The organism is Pectobacterium betavasculorum (assembly GCF_000749845.1).
Classification (GTDB): domain Bacteria; phylum Pseudomonadota; class Gammaproteobacteria; order Enterobacterales; family Enterobacteriaceae; genus Pectobacterium; species Pectobacterium betavasculorum.
In genome coordinates this window covers 46,359-63,332 of the sequence record NZ_JQHM01000010.1, presented here as the reverse complement: position 1 = coordinate 63,332, position 16,974 = coordinate 46,359, and the positions used below count along the sequence as shown (strand labels likewise).

The 16,974-nt window shown below is 51.2% G+C and carries 17 protein-coding genes; 4 read left to right on the top strand and 13 right to left on the bottom strand.

The window, feature by feature from the left end; all coding sequences use genetic code 11:
* Window positions 1–2: 2 nt before the first annotated feature.
* From tssH to KP22_RS21955, 11 genes are all read right to left on the bottom strand, one after another.
* Window positions 3–2,600, bottom strand: a complete 2,598-nt coding sequence (gene tssH / locus KP22_RS16485; protein ID WP_039325247.1) for a type VI secretion system ATPase TssH — start codon at window positions 2,598–2,600, stop codon at window positions 3–5.
* A 13-nt stretch (window positions 2,601–2,613) separates the two neighbouring features.
* Entirely contained in the window at window positions 2,614–3,390 is a 777-nt protein-coding gene (gene icmH / locus KP22_RS16480) for a type IVB secretion system protein IcmH/DotU (protein ID WP_039307963.1), read from the bottom strand.
* A 15-nt stretch (window positions 3,391–3,405) separates the two neighbouring features.
* Window positions 3,406–4,743, bottom strand: coding sequence for a type VI secretion system baseplate subunit TssK (gene tssK / locus KP22_RS16475; RefSeq protein WP_039325246.1), 1,338 nt, complete (start codon window positions 4,741–4,743; stop codon window positions 3,406–3,408).
* Between the two features lie 2 nt (window positions 4,744–4,745).
* Window positions 4,746–5,267 carry a type VI secretion system lipoprotein TssJ gene (gene tssJ, locus KP22_RS16470; protein WP_039307966.1) on the bottom strand — a complete coding sequence of 174 codons (522 nt, stop codon included), beginning with the start codon at window positions 5,265–5,267 and terminating at the stop codon, window positions 4,746–4,748.
* Entirely contained in the window at window positions 5,267–6,487 is a 1,221-nt protein-coding gene (gene tagH, locus KP22_RS16465) for a type VI secretion system-associated FHA domain protein TagH (RefSeq protein WP_039307968.1), read from the bottom strand. The genes tssJ and tagH overlap by 1 nt, the downstream gene beginning before the upstream one ends.
* A 2-nt stretch (window positions 6,488–6,489) precedes the next feature.
* Window positions 6,490–7,488 carry a type VI secretion system baseplate subunit TssG gene (gene tssG, locus KP22_RS16460; RefSeq protein WP_039307971.1) on the bottom strand — a complete coding sequence of 333 codons (999 nt, stop codon included), beginning with the start codon at window positions 7,486–7,488 and terminating at the stop codon, window positions 6,490–6,492.
* On the bottom strand, window positions 7,452–9,218 hold the full coding sequence (gene tssF, locus KP22_RS16455) for a type VI secretion system baseplate subunit TssF (protein ID WP_039307973.1): 1,767 nt from the start codon (window positions 9,216–9,218) through the stop codon (window positions 7,452–7,454). Before tssF ends, tssG begins: the two co-directional genes overlap by 37 nt.
* Before the next feature lie 2 nt (window positions 9,219–9,220).
* Window positions 9,221–9,652, bottom strand: a complete 432-nt coding sequence (tssE, locus tag KP22_RS16450; RefSeq protein WP_039307976.1) for a type VI secretion system baseplate subunit TssE — start codon at window positions 9,650–9,652, stop codon at window positions 9,221–9,223.
* A gap of 5 nt (window positions 9,653–9,657) precedes the next feature.
* Entirely contained in the window at window positions 9,658–11,136 is a 1,479-nt protein-coding gene (tssC, locus tag KP22_RS16445) for a type VI secretion system contractile sheath large subunit (protein WP_039307979.1), read from the bottom strand.
* Between the two features lie 31 nt (window positions 11,137–11,167).
* Window positions 11,168–11,671 (bottom strand): type VI secretion system contractile sheath small subunit, encoded by a 504-nt coding sequence (gene tssB / locus KP22_RS16440; protein ID WP_039325245.1) that lies wholly within the window; start codon window positions 11,669–11,671, stop codon window positions 11,168–11,170.
* A gap of 881 nt (window positions 11,672–12,552) precedes the next feature.
* The gene (locus tag KP22_RS21955; RefSeq protein WP_269321079.1) at window positions 12,553–12,813 is read right to left on the bottom strand and encodes a TolC family protein; all 261 of its coding nucleotides are present in this window, start codon (window positions 12,811–12,813) and stop codon (window positions 12,553–12,555) included.
* Between the two features lie 88 nt (window positions 12,814–12,901).
* On the opposite strand from KP22_RS21955, the gene KP22_RS21325 reads away from it, so the two are divergent.
* The 4 genes from KP22_RS21325 (at window position 12,902) to KP22_RS16415 (ending at window position 15,955) form a co-directional block, all read left to right on the top strand.
* Window positions 12,902–13,777 carry a hypothetical protein gene (locus KP22_RS21325; protein ID WP_052012552.1) on the top strand — a complete coding sequence of 292 codons (876 nt, stop codon included), beginning with the start codon at window positions 12,902–12,904 and terminating at the stop codon, window positions 13,775–13,777.
* 206 nt (window positions 13,778–13,983) lie between these two features.
* The gene (locus KP22_RS16425) at window positions 13,984–14,259 is read left to right on the top strand and encodes a DUF5405 family protein (RefSeq protein ID WP_052012551.1); all 276 of its coding nucleotides are present in this window, start codon (window positions 13,984–13,986) and stop codon (window positions 14,257–14,259) included.
* Complete coding sequence (locus tag KP22_RS16420) at window positions 14,246–14,566, top strand: hypothetical protein (RefSeq protein WP_231566896.1); 321 nt, start codon at window positions 14,246–14,248, stop codon at window positions 14,564–14,566. The genes KP22_RS16425 and KP22_RS16420 overlap by 14 nt, the downstream gene beginning before the upstream one ends.
* Before the next feature lie 228 nt (window positions 14,567–14,794).
* The gene (locus KP22_RS16415) at window positions 14,795–15,955 is read left to right on the top strand and encodes a site-specific integrase (protein WP_039325244.1); all 1,161 of its coding nucleotides are present in this window, start codon (window positions 14,795–14,797) and stop codon (window positions 15,953–15,955) included.
* Between the two features lie 156 nt (window positions 15,956–16,111).
* Here KP22_RS16415 and KP22_RS16410 read toward each other — a convergent pair whose 3' ends face one another.
* Together KP22_RS16410 and yafN are read right to left on the bottom strand one after the other, a co-directional pair.
* Window positions 16,112–16,516, bottom strand: coding sequence for a type II toxin-antitoxin system YafO family toxin (locus KP22_RS16410; RefSeq protein ID WP_039325243.1), 405 nt, complete (start codon window positions 16,514–16,516; stop codon window positions 16,112–16,114).
* A complete protein-coding gene (yafN, locus tag KP22_RS16405) occupies window positions 16,513–16,806 on the bottom strand; it encodes a type I toxin-antitoxin system antitoxin YafN (RefSeq protein ID WP_039325242.1) in 294 nt (97 codons plus the stop codon). Before yafN ends, KP22_RS16410 begins: the two co-directional genes overlap by 4 nt.
* Window positions 16,807–16,974: the final 168 nt, after the last annotated feature.

Here is a 16,974-nt window from a genome sequence, read left to right as displayed (position 1 = left end):
ACTCAGCCCTCCACCTCAGTCTGGAACTGGCCGGCTTCGACGCGGAAATGAATACGGCTGACGGGTTCACCCGCCGACATACGTTGCAGCAACTGTAGCGAAACGGGTGGCAGCAAGGCTCCATCAATCACCGATTCGAGCATACGCGCTCCGTTTTCGCTGCGGTTTGCCAACCGTAGAATTTCTTCCGGCACCTCGTCTTCGATGATGACTTCCGCACCAAAGCGCTGTTGCAGCAGAGAAACCAGACGCGACAATTTGCCCTGTACGATCTCGACCATGGTGTCATGTGCCAGCGGCAGATAAGGGATGACTTCCATACGTGCTAACAGCGCAGGTTTGAAGAAAGCCGCCAGTTCGGGATAGAGCGCATCCAGCAACACCTCTGGCTGTTCAGCGTAGTTAACAATCGTCTGGAACCCGAGGTTGGACGTCAGGAAGAACACTACGTTGCGGCAGTCGATAACCCGGCCTTCACCATCGGCCAGTTCACCTTTATCAAACGCCTGATAGAACAAATTCAGAACATCCGGGTGCGCTTTCTCTACTTCATCCAGCAGTACCACGGAGTACGGCTTCTGACGGATGGCTTCGGTCAACACGCCCCCTTCGCCAAATCCGACGTAGCCCGGAGGTGAACCGATCAAGCGTGAAACCGTGTGCTTTTCCTGATATTCCGACATGTTGATGGTAGTCAGATAGTTACGTCCGCCAAACATCAGGTCGGCAATCTGAACCACCGTTTCCGTTTTACCGACTCCGCTCGGCCCTACCAGCAGGAAAGCGCCTAGCGGACGCCCCGGACGACGGAGATCCGCACGCGCAGTAAGCAGGTGTTTATGCAATTGAGCAATCGCCAACTGCTGCCCTTTAATCGACTCACCCAGGAATTCAGGCAGGCGCGTGACGACATCCATTTCACCCTGTGAAATTCGGTTCAGCGGCACGCCCGTCCATTCGGCAATCACTGCCGCAATCTGCATTTTATCGACGTGGGGAGAGACCAGTACGGAAGCTTGCTGAAGTATTTCCAACGCTTGCTCACAGGTAGCCAGTTCTGCCGCTGCCGATACCGCATCAAAGTCGACGGTTTGCTCGTCATCCAACAGCGCCGTGCGCAATTCAATCACGCGCTGAACCTGTGTTTTTTGCTGCTGCCAATCGGCTTCCAGTTGTGCCAGCGATGCCGCCCCCGCTTCGCGGGCGTCGCGCAGTTCGACTAACCGCTCTTCGGTATTGCCCAGACCGATGCGCGCCTGACGCTCAAGCTGGGTGATTTCCATTTCCTGCTGGCGCAGGCGAGTCTGTAGCTGGCTGACCGCACGCGGTGGTGTCGTCAGGTTAATCGCCACGCGCGCACTCGCGGTATCCAGCACGTCAATCGCCTTATCGGGCAGTTGGCGACCAGAGATATAGCGCGCCGACAACTGCGCCGCCGCCTGAAGCGCATCTTCATCAATCAGAACGCCGTGCGCTTTTTCATAGATGCCACGCAGCCCACGCAGAATAATCGTGGCTTCTTCCGCATTCGGTTCGCCGACTTTGACAAGCTGGAAGCGACGGGAAAGCGCCGCATCTTTCTCGACGTATTTTTTATACTCGCTCCAGGTGGTCGCCGCGATGGTACGCAGTTCACCACGCGCCAGCGCTGGCTTGAGCAAGTTGGATACATCCAGCCCGCCCGCCTGATTCCCAGCGCCGATTAGCGTATGCGCTTCATCGATAAACAGAATGATCGGGCGTGGCGCATCCTTCACTTCCTGCATCACACCTTTGAAGCGTTTCTCAAATTCGCCTTTAACTGATGCACCAGCCTGCATCGCCCCCAGATCGAGCGTAAGCAGCTCTACATCACGTAATCTTTCCGGTACAGCACCCGCCACAATACGCAGCGCCAGCCCTTCGATCAGCGCGCTTTTACCGACGCCCGCTTCCCCCACTACAATCGGGTTGTTTTTACGGCGACGAGAGAGAATATCGATCATTAGATCGATTTCATGATCGCGGCACAGCACCGGATCCAACTGCCCCTGTCGGGCGGACTCAGTAACGTTTTGGGTATAGCGAGACAGCTGTGTGCTTGCCGCGACAGCCTGTTCCGCCGTGGCAGACTGCACCGCGACTTCCGTTTCAACAGAGTCCTTCACCCACTCATCAAACTGCTGACGTAAAAGCTCACGGTTAATCTGTGCCAGCGGGCGGGAAATCGCGCCTGCCACATAGCGATTTGGCGTCAGCAGCAAAACCAGCAGCAAGATGCCGCTGCGCAGGCGCACATGTTGGAATTCAGCCGAGGCCAGCAGCCAGCTGTCCTGTAACCATTCCACCAGCAGAGGAGAGAATGAGGGATAGCCCGCATCAAATTCTTTATCTACGGAGGAAGGTAGCAGCAACGAAGACAGCTCATCCGCATCGACGCCAGCACGCTTGAGAATCTGGCGCACATCACACAGCGGCGTTTCCAGCATTTTCATCAACAGGTGCTCAATGCGGATTTCCGCACCCTGATGTTGAATACAGAGTGCTGCCGCTTCTTCCAGCATATGACGGCACACTGGGTTGAGTCGTTCAACCAGTGTCGGCAGTTCAATTCGAATCACGGTGTAGCTCCTGTTATTGTAATAATTCTCCCAGTTGACGCAGTACGTCCTGGGTTTGATGAGTTAGCTCGTAACGGTACAGGCCGAATGCGGCGACCAGAACGACACACACACCGATAAACAGCGTGCGTAATGACACCTGCCTGCGCAGTTGATAACGCGAGGCTTGTTGCCCCAGATTCAGGTGAAATACTGTCGGCGAATGAGCAGGCTCAGGGCGCAGCGTGTCATGCAACTTACTCACGACGCGGTTCAACTCCTCACGCCCCTGTGTCATCACCCGATAGCGCCCTTCAAAGCCCAGACAGAGGCAAAGGTAGATAAACTCCAGGATGTCACGATAGCGGGTGGGATCGTCCAGTAGCTTCTCCAGCAGGACAAATACCTTTTCGCCCCCCCAGGTTTCATTGTGAAAACGGGTCAGTAGGGAATGTGCCGACCACATGCTTTGCCCGCCCCACTCCCGTCCCATCACGGCTTCATCAATGAAGGTGCAGAGGATGTAGCGGAAGGACAAAATCACGCCGTTTTCATAGCCATGAGAATGCAGTTCCTGCTCAATAGCCTGAATTTCAGATACCACGCGCTGATAAAGATCCTCCACGCCGTCATAGGCAGAGAGCTGGCGAACTCGCTCCACCATGCCCAGCAGCGGTGTGACCGCATCAACCATCGGGTTAATGCTTTGTCCACGCAGGCGAAACCAGTAGTCGGAATCCATATCCAGCTGTCGGGCGTGATCAAAAAGCAGATCGCCCAGTTGACCATTTTTAATAACCTCGATGCTCATCTTTTCCTCTCCTGACTACTGGCCGCGGATGGCCCAAAGCTGCATATCCAGTTCCGGGAATTCGCCAGCAATGTGGAACGCCAGCGTATTACCAGACACCAGCACCTGCCAGGCAGGGCTTTGCCTGTCCAGTTGGAAATAACTGTACCCCGCGTGATAAGGCAACTGACGCGGTGCAACCGGCAGCGGCAGCAGCGGGATGCCCGGCAATTGCAGGCTGATCAGTTCGCGGATCTTCTCGCTGGAGGCAATCTTCGTTTGTTGCAGCAACTGTTTGCGCAGATGCTCCTGCGGCATACGCGCGCGCACTGCCAGCACAAACTCGGCGCTGATCATCAATTCCGCATCGCCAACCATCGCCACCATCACGCCATACGGCTGTTTCTTCAGTTGGATGGAGACGGCACGCGGCGACAGCACGGTGCTCAGAGCTTGACGCAGCGACATCATCAGTGGCTCAAAACTGGTCTGCTGGTGTTCATGGCGATAGGCGGGGAACTCCGGCGGCAGACGCGATTCATCGGTAAACGTCATCAGTTCGCCGCATAGCTCAACTAACGTTTCGTGCAGGCGTTCAGGGTGCAACGTGCCGAGGCGCGCCAAATGCGACAGCTTAGGCTGAGCACGGTTAAGCAATTGCAGCATCATGAATTCGGCCACGTCCGCCACGCCCTGTTGTCCCGGTGCAGCAATACGCTGCGACAGACTGCGTGCGCGTTCAGCAACCAGACCCGCAGATTCGCCCAAAAAGCGTTTTAAGGCAGGGATCGCGGTAACGCTGATGCTGCACGGCATAAAGTTAGGATCCAGAATCAATCCGCCGTCAGGACGCTTATCCAGAATGTTGGCAATCGCCAACGAGGCATAGGCGCTGCGATCGTCTCGATCGAGCATCAGGCGCAGGCTGACCTTGCCGACCTCCAGAGAAACGATATCACCGCCGTCGCTGTGCAGATCGCGCACGTCATGCCGGTGCGATTGCAGACGGCTGGCGATCCCCTGCCCCGGCTGACCGACTTCACTGACGCCATTTACCGCCAGCGGCAATGCCAGATACACTTTCTGGTTTGCCAGCGCGACGTCGGTGATCTCCAAAGGCAGCGGAAGGGCATCATCGCCCGGAATATTGAACACGGTGCCGTCAGGCATCACGCCGCTGGCGTTAACCAGCGCGATACGGCCAAAATTGAGGTATTCCTCATTAATCGCCAGCGACTGCAAACCATAGAAATAATCACTGAGAGCGCTGAGACGTGCATGCAGTGCGTAATCGGTGTGTCTTTGCTGCTGTTGAAAATGCTGCGGTTTAATGAACAAACCTTCCCGCCAGATAATGCGATTGCGACTCGACATAATTATTCTTCTTCTTGGTCTTTTTGGATTTCGACTTCATCCCGGCGCAGGTGCACGAGGATCTGATACGTCTGTCCGGTATTCTTTAGCTTGATGACTTTGCGCCACTCCGCGCTTTCTGAATCTGCATATCGCGCCACCACACCGAGGTAGTGCACCTTTTCATCCAGCGCTTCTGGCGGCAGATATTTGAACTGCCCCGGCAATAGCGTGTAGTCCTGATGATTGATGTAATTCTTGGCTAACGCTTTTTCGATATCCGTGGTGATCTGGTCGTAATCGGTCGCTAACAGACGCGAATCTTCCGCCAGCATAACCAGTTGGAATTCAATAGGGGCGGCTTCACCGCTGTCGTTCGGGTTAACGTCCGGTTCCGCCAGCAGGCTAAAACCCACGGTAGAAGGCTGATGATTATTACTACCTACCTGAATATCAGGATTCGCCGCCACCTGCGCCATCTTGCCCAGCGTGGTACACCCCGATAGCAGAAACATCAGGGAACATAAGCACAATGCTCGCAGCATTATTTTTGCTCCTGCTGCTGACGCACGGCACGGTCATATGCCTGCGCATACACCTGATGGAACAGTTTCTGAAAACCCTGCTGGCGGGGTGACGTCAATTCTCGGTAGTAGTGCTGATACATCTGCCACGCCCAGCCGTCATCTGCCGCCAGTGGTTCGCCACTGCGACGATAGTGTTCAAAACGGCTAAGCAGTGCGGCTGGCGAAAAGGCCTGAAGAATATTTTCCAACGCCACGGCAATCGCCTGCTGGTTCGCGATGTGATGCACCCGTACATTGTTTAATACCTCTTCCACCGCGGCTGGCGCAGACAGGTGAACCGGGCTTTTCCCTTCGGCAAACAGCACCGACAGCGTATCCGTATAGCCCAGCCCCAGACGTAACGGGTTATCTTCAATCGGGCGTAAGTGCGTGTCCGCCAGTGCCGCCTGTTCTGTCTGCAATGCCAGCAAACCCTCAACCATGGCGCGCAAACTTTTTCCCATCTCTTCCAGCATTTCACGTAGTTGTGCATCATCGCCCGGCTGAAGCGACAGCCCCAGCCCACGCATCAGTGGCGCCAACGAAGTACCGTCGCTGTACCCTTCTAGCCCATCTTCCGCATAGCGTGTGTTGATAGTCGGTAATTCGACAAATTTCTGATCCATGGTGTCCTCAGCAGAAGAAAAAGAAGAAAGAGAGGCCGTAAGTGATTCGCCGACCGTCTCATTGTCTGATAGCAAAAGTGACTGGCTCTGTTCTTTTTGTAGCGCCCACAGCGGGTCATTCAACACAACGGTAGGATCGGTAAGATCCGCAGAACGCCTTTTTTTATCTTCACTTAACCAGCCGCCCAACACATCGTCCGTGCGCTGTCCTAAAACCTGATCAATATCCTGTTCCGTTGTGGGATCGCCGATATACACCCCCAGCCGGAAAGGCCCAATCACCAGCTCATCGCCGTGCGACAGAATGACTTTGCGATCTCGCCCAATCGGCGACAGAGAACCGTTAATAAAAGACTGTCCGCTCAGATCGCACAGGCTGAAATAGCCATCGGTCATGTCGATACGAGCATGTGCCGGGACGACAGAGCCCAGCCGATCCCGCAGTTGCCACTGGTCTTTTTCCGATGCGCCCAGCGTGCCACCGCGGTGATCGAACTGGTGCTGCACCTGAGAATTGATATCAAGCTGCTCACTGTTGAGCACAACCAACGTGAGTGGGTGGGTTACGTTCACATTTACTCCTGCACACAAATCGTCACATAGGGGTCCGTGGGTGGCTGCCCGAGAAAGCTGCTCCATCCCAACCGGCTGCTTTGCTCACTTCCCAGGCTTAAGCCCTTAGCTTCGCCTTCCGCGAAACCAAGACGCAGATCCCAGGCCAACTGATCGCGAAGAATGAAAGAGACAAAACGCACCAGCGGCTGAAAATGCTCGCCGTTGGGCAAAAAGCTGAGAAAGCGGCTAAAGCTGAGATTGCCGACCTTGAGCAAAAATTTGCCGGCGCAGTCATTCACTTTGTCGCCAATAACAAAATCACCACCTAACATCATGTTTCCTTTTCCCAGGCGGTTTTGCTGCCCTTCATGAATGGGAACACGGCGGTGCTGCCAGGCCATGACGGCGACGTCATCCAGATCAAAACAGTGAATAACCAGACCCGCGACGACTTCCGGGGAACGGCTGGGGCTTGCCAGCACCCCAGCGTAGGACAGCATCTTGGCGCGGTTAACCGGCAGGCTGTCGCGCACGGCATCATTCCCTAACCCGACGAGCGCGAACATCAGCCGAGAGAATCCATCCTCCCCCTCATTCTGAAAGCGGACGTGATAGCGGTATTTACGCCATGCGCGATGCAACAGCGTGAGTAAGCGGTGATGGAAGAAATCGAGAAACACACCCAGCTTCTGTTCGCCCTGCGCGTATTCCCAGGCCAACTCTTCAAGGTAATAGCCGGGCATCGGCGACTGGCTGCCGTGCAGGCCCAGAAACGCGACCTCCAACTCCTGACGCCCCTCTTCATCGCATCCCACCTGCAAAATATCGCTGGGGTGAAAGCCAATAGATGCCGTAGAGCGAAAGCGCAGACGCTCCTGTTCAGGGCGAAAATCCAGCTCTTGTTCCAGATCCACGCCTTCCAGTTGATTAAGCAACTCCACCAATTGGAAAAAATTAAAGCGTGAGACATCCTGACGGAACGTCACATCATTGAGTGTTGACCTATCTGTACCGGCCATCGGTAGCGCTCCTTGTTATCGATGTTGACCACTTCCAGCAGGTGGAAAGCGTTAACGCTGGCGTATAGAGAGAAGAAATGCGCCAGCACCGTGCTAAACAGATAGAGTTCTCCCTCACTGGAAAACGCGGATTGCCGTACCGACAGGATGGATTTCAAGCCGCGAACCGGCATCCCCTGAACCAGACGATCGATAGGAGTGGTTTCAATAGACTCGATACCCGTCAGACGCTTACGCGAGGCTTGTTCTGCCTGCTTATCGTGCAGTGCCGGGAAATCGTAGGTACGCAGAATCTGTACCAGCGCATCACGCCGCAGTAGCGACACATAGTTCAGGGACAGGTTGGAGATCAGCGTCCAATGCAAGCTGCCATCCATCGCAGGCCGTAATGGGCGCGTCGGACGAACCAAATTACGAAACGTCGCAAAAGACGGCGAATTCCCGGTTGGTACGCAGATCGCCCCAACGGACAGCTGTGCCGCCCGCGATCGATTGGTACAGGTCAGGGTGACCGAGATGGACTCGTCCAGATCAATCACTTCTTGCTCATCACCACGCACAAAAGAGAGCATGTGATCAAAACCGTTGCCGTTGACGGCTTCTCTTACCCGGATGCGGTAATAAAGCGCGAGCCGTCCTTTGGCTCGTTCGATTTGGTGCTGAAAGCTCTCAAAAGGCTGATAGGTGCGCGGAATGCCCCTGGCACGACCTGAATTCCCTTCAACCCAGCCTTCAACCTTATCCACAGAGAAAATTTCAAAACTATCGGCGTTGCGGTAGCTGGCTTTCAACGGGTAATCCGTCTGGCGTCCGCTGAGGTTGATCGGTTCGCTATCGTGCTGAAAGAGATTGATTGCCGGCACACAGTTGAGCATGAACGAGTCAGGACGGATTTTCAGTTCAGCTGGCAGCGGGCGGTCAAAGCAAAAATGCAGACGGAATTCCGTTATCGTCAGCGGAAGATCCGGCCACACTGCGCCAGCAAGCTGGAAAAAGAGAAAACTTTCAGGAAAACAAAAGTACTCCTGCAAGATGCGGTAGCCAGAATAGACATTGCCGGGGTACGGCAATAATGCATCTTCGCGCTCAAAGCCGACCGTCTTCAGCACGCTGGCTTCCTGACGGAAGCGTTGGCCATCAACTTCCAGCTCAATGTGTGAAAGCTGGCTGGCGATCCAGAAATAGAGTTCGTAGGCCGTATAGGTATCACCGCCTAGATAAAAGCGCAGTTTGTCGAGTTGCAGATCGCTGAGTGATAGCGGACCATGCAGCCCAATATCCAGCGTGATGGTGGAAAGATCGTTGCCGCTCTGTACCTTGATGTCGCGGATATCCGCCGGATAAATCCAGGCATCGTGGCAGGTCTGAAAATGGCAGACCACATCGTCAATCGGTAGACTGTCTAGCTCACAGCCACGCTCAACAAACGCGGGTTGAGCAATCGCGCCGGGGAGTACCGAAAACTGCATAATGGTCATGCTCGGTACGGGGCGCAGGTAATTAGGCCATAGCATGCCCAGCAGACCGTGTGTCAGTTCAGGAAATTCATCCTCGATCTTCGCCCGCAGGCTCCCTGTCAAAAAGGCGAACCCTTCCAGCAAACGCTCGACGTCTGGATCCGTGGTTTGTTCTGACAAAAATCGGGTAAGCTCAGGGTGCGCCTTGGCGAATTCACGCCCTTGCAGGCGCAAGTAGGTCAGTTCATCCCTGAAAAAATGTTCCAGTGACATAATCAGATCATTCTGTAATGGCGGTGGCTATCCATATGGATATTGAAAGAGGCGACCTGCTCCAGATCTTCCAATCTGACCCGGGCGGTAACCTGAAACGACATCTCCATCGGATTCAATAAATAGTCCGATGCGTCGACATCCACATGCACAATTCGCGGTTCAAAGCGACAGATACACTGTCGGATCGCCTCCCGGATTTTCCCCCGGATATCCGCACCACCCTGCGTCGCGTCATTAAAATCAATCACGCCAAGCTCAGGTGCGCTGCGACAATTTCCGGGCCGGGTGTTGAGCACATTATCCAGTTGACGCTTAACGGACTCGATCAGTGCTTCAACTTCCGTTTCAGGGGAGGAACGACGTTCCTCCCCACGGATACGATCAAACAGACTTGCCGCGTTTCCCCTTTCCCAGGCAGAAAGAGACGGCATGAGTCTTATTCCTTATCCAAACGCCCTACCAGCGACAGCTCAAAGTTCGCCCCCATGTACTTGAAGTGCGGGCGCACAGACATGGTGACCTGATACCAACCTGGTTCTCCTTCTACATCCAGCACTTTGATCTGTGCAGCACGCAGAGGACGACGGCTACGAACATCTGCCGGCGGGTTCTCTTGATCGGCGATGTACTGTTTAATCCAGGTATTCAACTCACGCTCAAGATCCTGACGCTCTTTCCATGAGCCAATCTGTTCACGCTGAAGCACTTTAATGTAGTGCGCCAAACGGTTAATGATGAACATATACGGCAGTTGCGTACCCAGCTTGTAGTTGGTTTCCGCTTCTTTGCCTTCTTTGGTGTTCGGGAATACCTTCGGCTTCTGTACCGAGTTAGCCGAGAAGAACGCAGCATTGTCGCTGTCTTTGCGCATCGTCAGCGTGATAAAGCCTTCTTCAGCCATTTCATATTCGCGACGATCGGTGATCAGAACTTCCGTCGGGATTTTGGCTTGAAGTTGGCCCATGGCTTCGTAAACATGCACTGGCAGATCGGTAATCGCACCGCCGCTCTGCGGGCCAATGATGTTTGGACACCAGCGGTATTTCGCGAAGCTGTCCGTCAGCGCCGTTCCCATCAGATAGGCGGTGTTGCCCCACAGATAGTGTTCGTGATCGGTGCTGATATCTTCTTTGTAGTTGAAGCCCTTAATTGGGTTTTCTACCGGGTCATAAGGCAAGCGAGCCAGGAAGCGCGGCGCCGTCAGCCCAAGATAGCGGCCGTCTTCAGATTCGCGCAGCGCGCGCCATTTTGTATAGGCGGGGCCTTCGAAAACAGATTTCAGATCTTTGATGGAAGGCAGATCGGTGAAGCGATCCACACCAAAGAAGGTCGGAGCAACGGAAGAGATGAACGGCGCATGCGCCATCGCGCCAACGGCGCTGACATACTGCATCAGTTTGATGTCTGGTGAACTTTGCGTCAGCGCATAGTCACCGATCACGCCACCGATAGGCTGACCGCCGAACTGGCCATATCCGCTGGAGTAAACATGTTTATAGAAGCCAGACTGTGAGATTTCAGGCGCGAATTCGAAGTCTTCCAACAGCTCTTCTTTCGTCGCATGCAACACCAACAGTTTGATGTTTTCACGGAAATCGGTGCGATCAACCAGCAGTTTCATTGAACGCCAGGAAGACTCCAGTTCCTGAAGTTCTTTCGCATGCAAAATAACGTCAATTTGCTTGCTGAGTTTTTTGTCCAGTTCAACGATCATGCTATCGACCAGCGCTTTATTCACGGGTTCTGCTGCATTACCGCTATCAAGAATGTTAGCAACCAGCGCAGCAATACCCTGTTTAGCTACGCTATAACCTTCATCGACCGGGCTGATGCGCGCTTGAGCCATGATGTCATCAAGCAATGATCCAGAGGCGCTGGCCGCCCCTGCCTGAGCCTGTTCTTCAATTATTGACATATCGTTTCCCTATTTCGTCAGTAAACATCAATTATTCGGCGGGTTTCACCAGATCGAGCTCTTTCAAAAGCTGTTCTCTGGCTTCTTCGCTGGACAACAGATCCTGCAAACGATTACGGAATGAAGGGATATTACCGAGGGGGCCTTTCAGTGCGACCAGAGCCTCACGTAAATCAAGCAGCTTACGTAATTCAGGCACTTGCTGGGCGATGCGGTCAGGGGAGAAATCATTCAAACCGCCAATACTCAGTTTCACTGGCAGATCGTCCTGATTTTCTTCTTCAAGGCGATTTGGCACACTGAAATTCAGTTCCAGGTTTGCTTCTTTCATCACGGAGGTAAAATTGGTTTTATCGATCGATACGGTCTGACGTTCTTCGATCGGCGTTTCCTCTGTGCGCCCTTTCATATTTCCCACGATCATCAGCGTTAACGGCAATTCTATTTCTGCCTGCTGACCACCAGTGGCCGGAACATATTTGATATTAATACGTTCCTTTGGTGCAACAGATGCACCATCAGTTCCTTTTGCCATGTGTCTATACCAACGTAAGGGCACTCGAGCCCGGGAAAGTAAAGTCGACTCCTACCAAAAACCCGCCGAAAACCATAAGCACGGCAGTAGTTCGGCAAACAAATAACGTATTTGTTTTTCGACCAGCGAGATGAAATAAATTAAAACTGAGTTAAAAAACCATAATAAATTCGTAACTTTACGATTTATATCGGTGTAAAAGAGTCACACCAAGAAGGAAGTAAAATACATTCATATTTCGAGTTTGAATCATACACACAACATAAACGTATGGTCAATGATTATATAGCAGAGCAAGTAAATAGAACCACTAAAACAAAAAGCCAAGTAAAAACAAAATCTTAAGTTAAACCTAAGCAAAAATACCCATAAAAAAATAGAATAACTCATAGGGTTTCAATTGGCGGAAAAAGAATATATTTCGCGCCTTTTAATTTCGTTAAAAACGAAATACTTAACCCACTAATAAATTACAAAACTTAAAAATAACTCATTAATTTTAATTTAGTAAAAACATTCACTCTTTATTTTTTACTTTTGGCAGAATAAATATCTCTATAACCTTAAGAAACTATTTTCATGTTAAGAAATAAATATTAGATAGTTTAGCAATCATTGATTTTTTAATGAAAATTATTAGATTTTTATACTATTAAAAAACACACAACCAGTTTAATTAACCAGGCGGTTAAAATTTTCGGCATTTCATAACAAAAACTACCGAGCAAAGCAGTGAAGTGATCTTTTAAGTGACGTTTTCAGGTTAAAAAATAGTAATCATCCGGCAGGAGAACTCTCCAGAAGATACTTGGCGCAAAAGCACAACGCAGAGAGAAATGAGGAATCAGGTATGGTGCTATCAAAACCTGCCATGAAACGGGTCACCAGCAATATCGTGGGGGTATAAGAACGTTCCGATAGGACGCCCTTCTTTGTATTACTTCAGATTTTCTTTGAAAAACGAGGTCAGCGCTTTCCTGTGCCAACGCTTCCCGCCGTAATGTATCCGTTGCATCAAGAGCATCTGACACATCACGAAACGTCGTCTGAATAGTTTTTTCATAATCAGCTACTGCAATATCCTTTCGCAGATTTGCCACACTAAGGTTAGCCATGCTGCTTCCGCGGGAAAATAACGGCAGCGTTATTCTCGGTTATTGGCGAGCGCCATCTCGACCAAATGTCGTAGCCATTCATCCTAAATGAATGTCTTCCAGTTGGTTGTGACAGATGAGTGCTGAGCAGCCCGATCACTTTTCCACTGTTCCGTTATCGGTGACTTTGGAGTGGTTACGAAAAGAGATTAAGACGGGAGAATTATTATGGTTAATCGGTGGTCTGTTGGAGTTGACGGTGGAAGTGCCTGACTATCTCACATATTTAAAAGCGCCCACGCTCCAAAATGTGATTTCAGACGCCGAGGATAATTCACCTATGGCGCACGCGGCCAGAATTTTGGGGCGTGAAGTTAAGTTTTGGCGCTCTCAGCCACTATTCACCGCCCCACCCCTGCCTGTAGTGCCTGATGAATTGACAGAAGAAAACATCACTTTGCTTCAATTAAAGGGGGATATTCACACAGCAAGCCCTGTTGATTTTATGAATGGCTACAACGCCTGCCGCGCCGCAATGCTCCAGTCTGGTACCCTCATCAATGAAGGTACCAAGCATTCCGGTGAAACTACCGATATGGTCAAGTTGTCCGGTAATTCCGAACAAGTGACGCCAACCATATCATTCTATCGTGATGGCATCGTAGCTGCTGCGCAGTGGGTGGAGAAGAAGCGAGAGGCTTACGATAGCGAACACGGTCGGCATGACCCAGACACCGGCACGTTCGAATTCGGTAACGATGCGCAACTGGATTATTCAGAAACGCTACGCGATATCGAAGAAGGCATCCGTGCTCTACATCCAAATGCAGGCGGCAACTATCCGGCTATACCGGAAGGTTGGGCGGTTGTTCCACTCAATGCAAGCATAGCGATGATTAAAGCCGGTGGCGCGGCTGCGCGTAAACATTTGGAAGAAACAGGCGGGAACAGTCCGCAAGTGATCTATCAAGCCATGATTGCCGCCGCTCCCCAGCCGAATGGCAAATCATGATTATCGGATTCATTCTACTCGTTAGCGCATGCGGCAATGATTACTGCGATGCTCTGCCAGTTTCTGAGCGCGTTATGACGTTTAACGAGTGTCAGAATTGGATAACGTTAATTCACGAAAAGAGACCAGCGGCAACGTTACTCTGCGCTCCGGTCAACGACGACTAACCAGCCCCGCGATTGCGGGGCTTATTTTTGGAGATGATTATGGAAATCAGCATCGGTGACAAATACGTCATTACAGCAGACCAGTATCAATACGTTTTGCAGGAGCGCAAGACGAAGAAAGAGGGAAAGGATGCAGGCGGTGAGTATCTATCAAATATTGGCTATTTCCCGAAGCTGTCACAGCTTATTGTCCGATTGTGCCACCTGGAAGTGATGACCTCTGACGTGCAGACTTTGCAGGCCGTAGAACAGCATATAGCGCGATTATCGATGGAGATTGAAACGGCCTTCAGGAGTGAGGTTGAAGTGTCATGAAGCGAACAACCCCAGCCGCAACGCTCGCCATAGCCGCTATCACAGCGGCTTTTTTGTGCTCTGTTTATGCCTTTATCTCAATTGTATGAATACTGAAACGGAGAACGCTATCAGAAGCGTTGCTAAGTCTTGCCGTAGCGAAATCATCAACGCGACAGCAGGCCAGCCGAAAAAAAACCACGATCCGATTATCACCCGCATTCTCGACAAACACGCTAAACGCATAACCGCCCTGCCGCCTAATTCATTCAGTGCAAAGTTGTGGCTGAGCTATTTCGTGCGCGTCGTGGATGCTGAAGCTAAGTGAGGGAATTATGGAGAAAATAACGCTAACTAGAAAAGAAGCCGCCGCATTTATAGGTATTGATGAAGATACACTATCAGCCTGGTGCCGTGCCGGACGTATTGCATATTCACGAAAGAATCCCGCCAAAAAATCATCACCCTATCTATTTACTCGTCGAGCCTGCATTGCGGCAGTAGACAATCCGATCAACACTACTGCCGTGAACGCGGCAGATCAGGAGGTATCAATATGTCAATCTTCCGCAGGAGTTCCGTTTGGTACGCGAGTTTCACAGCGCCAGACGGCAGCAGAGTTAAACAGTCACTTAAAACAGAGGACAAAAGGCAGGCTCAGGAGTTGCACGACAAGTTAAAGGCCGAGGCGTGGAGAGTTAGCAAGTTAGGCGAGTTCCCGTCTATCACATTCGAAGAAGCGTGCTTGAGATGGATAGAGGAAAAAGCCAACAAAAAATCACTGGACGATGATAAAAGCAGGATTGGTTTCTGGATGCAGTATTTTTCAGGCGTTGCGCTAAAGGACATTAACGAGGCCAAAATTTATTCAGCAGTGCAAAAGATGGTGAATCGCAGGCACGAAGAGAACTGGAAATCACAAGCCGAAGCTGCAAGGAAGCGGGGAAAGGAAATCCCGATGTATACTCCGAAGCCAGCCGCTACAGCAACAAAGGCGACTCACCTTGCTTTTATAAAAGCACTATTGAGAGCAGCAGAGAGGGACTGGCGCGTTCTGGAGAGAGCACCAAATATCAAAGTGCCATCGCCAAAAAACAGACGCATACGCAGGCTTGAGCCTCACGAGGCCAAAAGGCTGATTGATGAATGCCCAGAGCCATTAAAGTCAGTAGTAGAATTCGCGCTCTCTACTGGCCTTCGTCGGTCGAACATCATCAATCTGGAGTGGCAACAAATAGATATGCAGCGTCGCGTAGCATGGGTTAATCCCGAAGACAGCAAATCTAACAGAGCTATCGGGATCGCGCTAAACGATACTGCATGTCGCGTGCTGAAAAAACAAATAGGCCATCATCACCGTTGGGTTTTCGTGTATAGGGAAAGTTGCACGAAGCCAGACGGAACGAAAAGCCCGGTTGTAAGAAAAATGCGCTACGATGCCAACACGGCATGGAGAGCAGCGCTAAAACGAGCAGGGATAGATAATTTTAGGTTCCACGATCTGAGGCACACATGGGCAAGCTGGCTGGTGCAAGCTGGAGTGCCAATATCTGTATTGCAGGAAATGGGCGGGTGGGAATCTATAGAGATGGTTCGACGCTATGCGCATCTGGCACCCAATCATCTCACCGAGCACGCACGACAAATTGATGCTGTTTTTAACGTTTGTGTCCCAAATCTGTCCCACGTTAGCAACGGAACAATAGGAGATATTTAGTAAGTGATTGATTTAACTGGTGCGATAATAGGAACAATACCTGAGACGTATTGCATTGATAATATTAATTAATATTCTGTTTCAACTACCTACATGCCCCCAATGATGCCCCCATATGTTTTTCTGCCCTAAATGACAGAGTGTTTTTTGACCGACTTAATGCTTCATCCTGAACGCTTCTGCCATCATCCCGATCTTATGCATATGGTTATTGTTGCGTGCCATTTTATGCGCTTCGGGTTTAAGGATGATAATCAGCAGGTAGGCATCAGGATCCATCGCACCTTGGCAGTATACCAAATGCGCCTGATCGCTGGTTCGTTTGAACTGTCGTAAAAACTTCGGGAAAGGGGCATCCGCATCGGCAAGATGAATGTGGGCCACTTGTTCTTCTTTTACCAAGGGATAGGTGCGGTCATCATCATAGGGTGCATCACGACCAAAGGTATCTGGCAACACGCCATCCTTTTTGTAGGAAAGAAAATCCGCCGCCAAATCATCAAGCTCTTGTTGGCTCAATTGCTTACGGATCAGTGCTGACTTGAAAATCCTGATACTCATTCCGTGAACTCGGTCAGATCCTTGTCGGAGGCGTTTTGCAGCAGTTTCTGCCCACCATCCGCAATATCACTTAAACGCTCAGCCGTTGGCCTGAACCGCGCAGCGGTATGAACCCTGCCCTGCTTCTCTTCCAACAGATCGATCAGTTCTTCAAACACCTTGGCACTGACCATGTAGCCAGCAGGACGGTTGTTGGAAAGAACGGCAACCGGCTCATCAATAAAATACTTCGCCGGGTTCTTTCTTAACTCAGTGATGTTGATAGATTTTTCTGCGAGGATGCGTTCCATAACCCACCTAAAAGTATGTTTTATTGCATACAGCATAATGCACATCAAAGCGTACATCAATTTTTGTGTTTATAGAATATACGGAGGCGATTAAAGTCTACTTACGAGGGCAAGATAAGCTGTAAAGCAAAGTAATGTTTGCGCAGCCAAGATCTGTAAGACCAAGCA

Excerpts from the sequence above, each read along its gene's own strand:
- tssE (WP_039307976.1), bottom strand. The coding sequence starts at position 9,652 with ATGCCGTCTCTTTCTGCCTGGGAAAGGGGAAACGCGGCAAGTCTGTTT.
- KP22_RS21325 (WP_052012552.1), top strand. The coding sequence starts at position 12,902 with ATGAGTGCTGAGCAGCCCGATCACTTTTCCACTGTTCCGTTATCGGTG.
- KP22_RS16410 (WP_039325243.1), bottom strand. The coding sequence starts at position 16,516 with ATGAGTATCAGGATTTTCAAGTCAGCACTGATCCGTAAGCAATTGAGC.
- tssC (WP_039307979.1), bottom strand. The coding sequence starts at position 11,136 with ATGTCAATAATTGAAGAACAGGCTCAGGCAGGGGCGGCCAGCGCCTCT.
- tssF (WP_039307973.1), bottom strand. The coding sequence starts at position 9,218 with ATGTCACTGGAACATTTTTTCAGGGATGAACTGACCTACTTGCGCCTG.
- icmH (WP_039307963.1), bottom strand. The coding sequence starts at position 3,390 with ATGAGCATCGAGGTTATTAAAAATGGTCAACTGGGCGATCTGCTTTTT.
- tssK (WP_039325246.1), bottom strand. The coding sequence starts at position 4,743 with ATGTCGAGTCGCAATCGCATTATCTGGCGGGAAGGTTTGTTCATTAAA.
- tssB (WP_039325245.1), bottom strand. The coding sequence starts at position 11,671 with ATGGCAAAAGGAACTGATGGTGCATCTGTTGCACCAAAGGAACGTATT.
- yafN (WP_039325242.1), bottom strand. The coding sequence starts at position 16,806 with ATGGAACGCATCCTCGCAGAAAAATCTATCAACATCACTGAGTTAAGA.
- KP22_RS16415 (WP_039325244.1), top strand. The coding sequence starts at position 14,795 with ATGTCAATCTTCCGCAGGAGTTCCGTTTGGTACGCGAGTTTCACAGCG.
- tssJ (WP_039307966.1), bottom strand. The coding sequence starts at position 5,267 with ATGCTGCGAGCATTGTGCTTATGTTCCCTGATGTTTCTGCTATCGGGG.
- tssG (WP_039307971.1), bottom strand. The coding sequence starts at position 7,488 with ATGGCCGGTACAGATAGGTCAACACTCAATGATGTGACGTTCCGTCAG.
- KP22_RS16425 (WP_052012551.1), top strand. The coding sequence starts at position 13,984 with ATGGAAATCAGCATCGGTGACAAATACGTCATTACAGCAGACCAGTAT.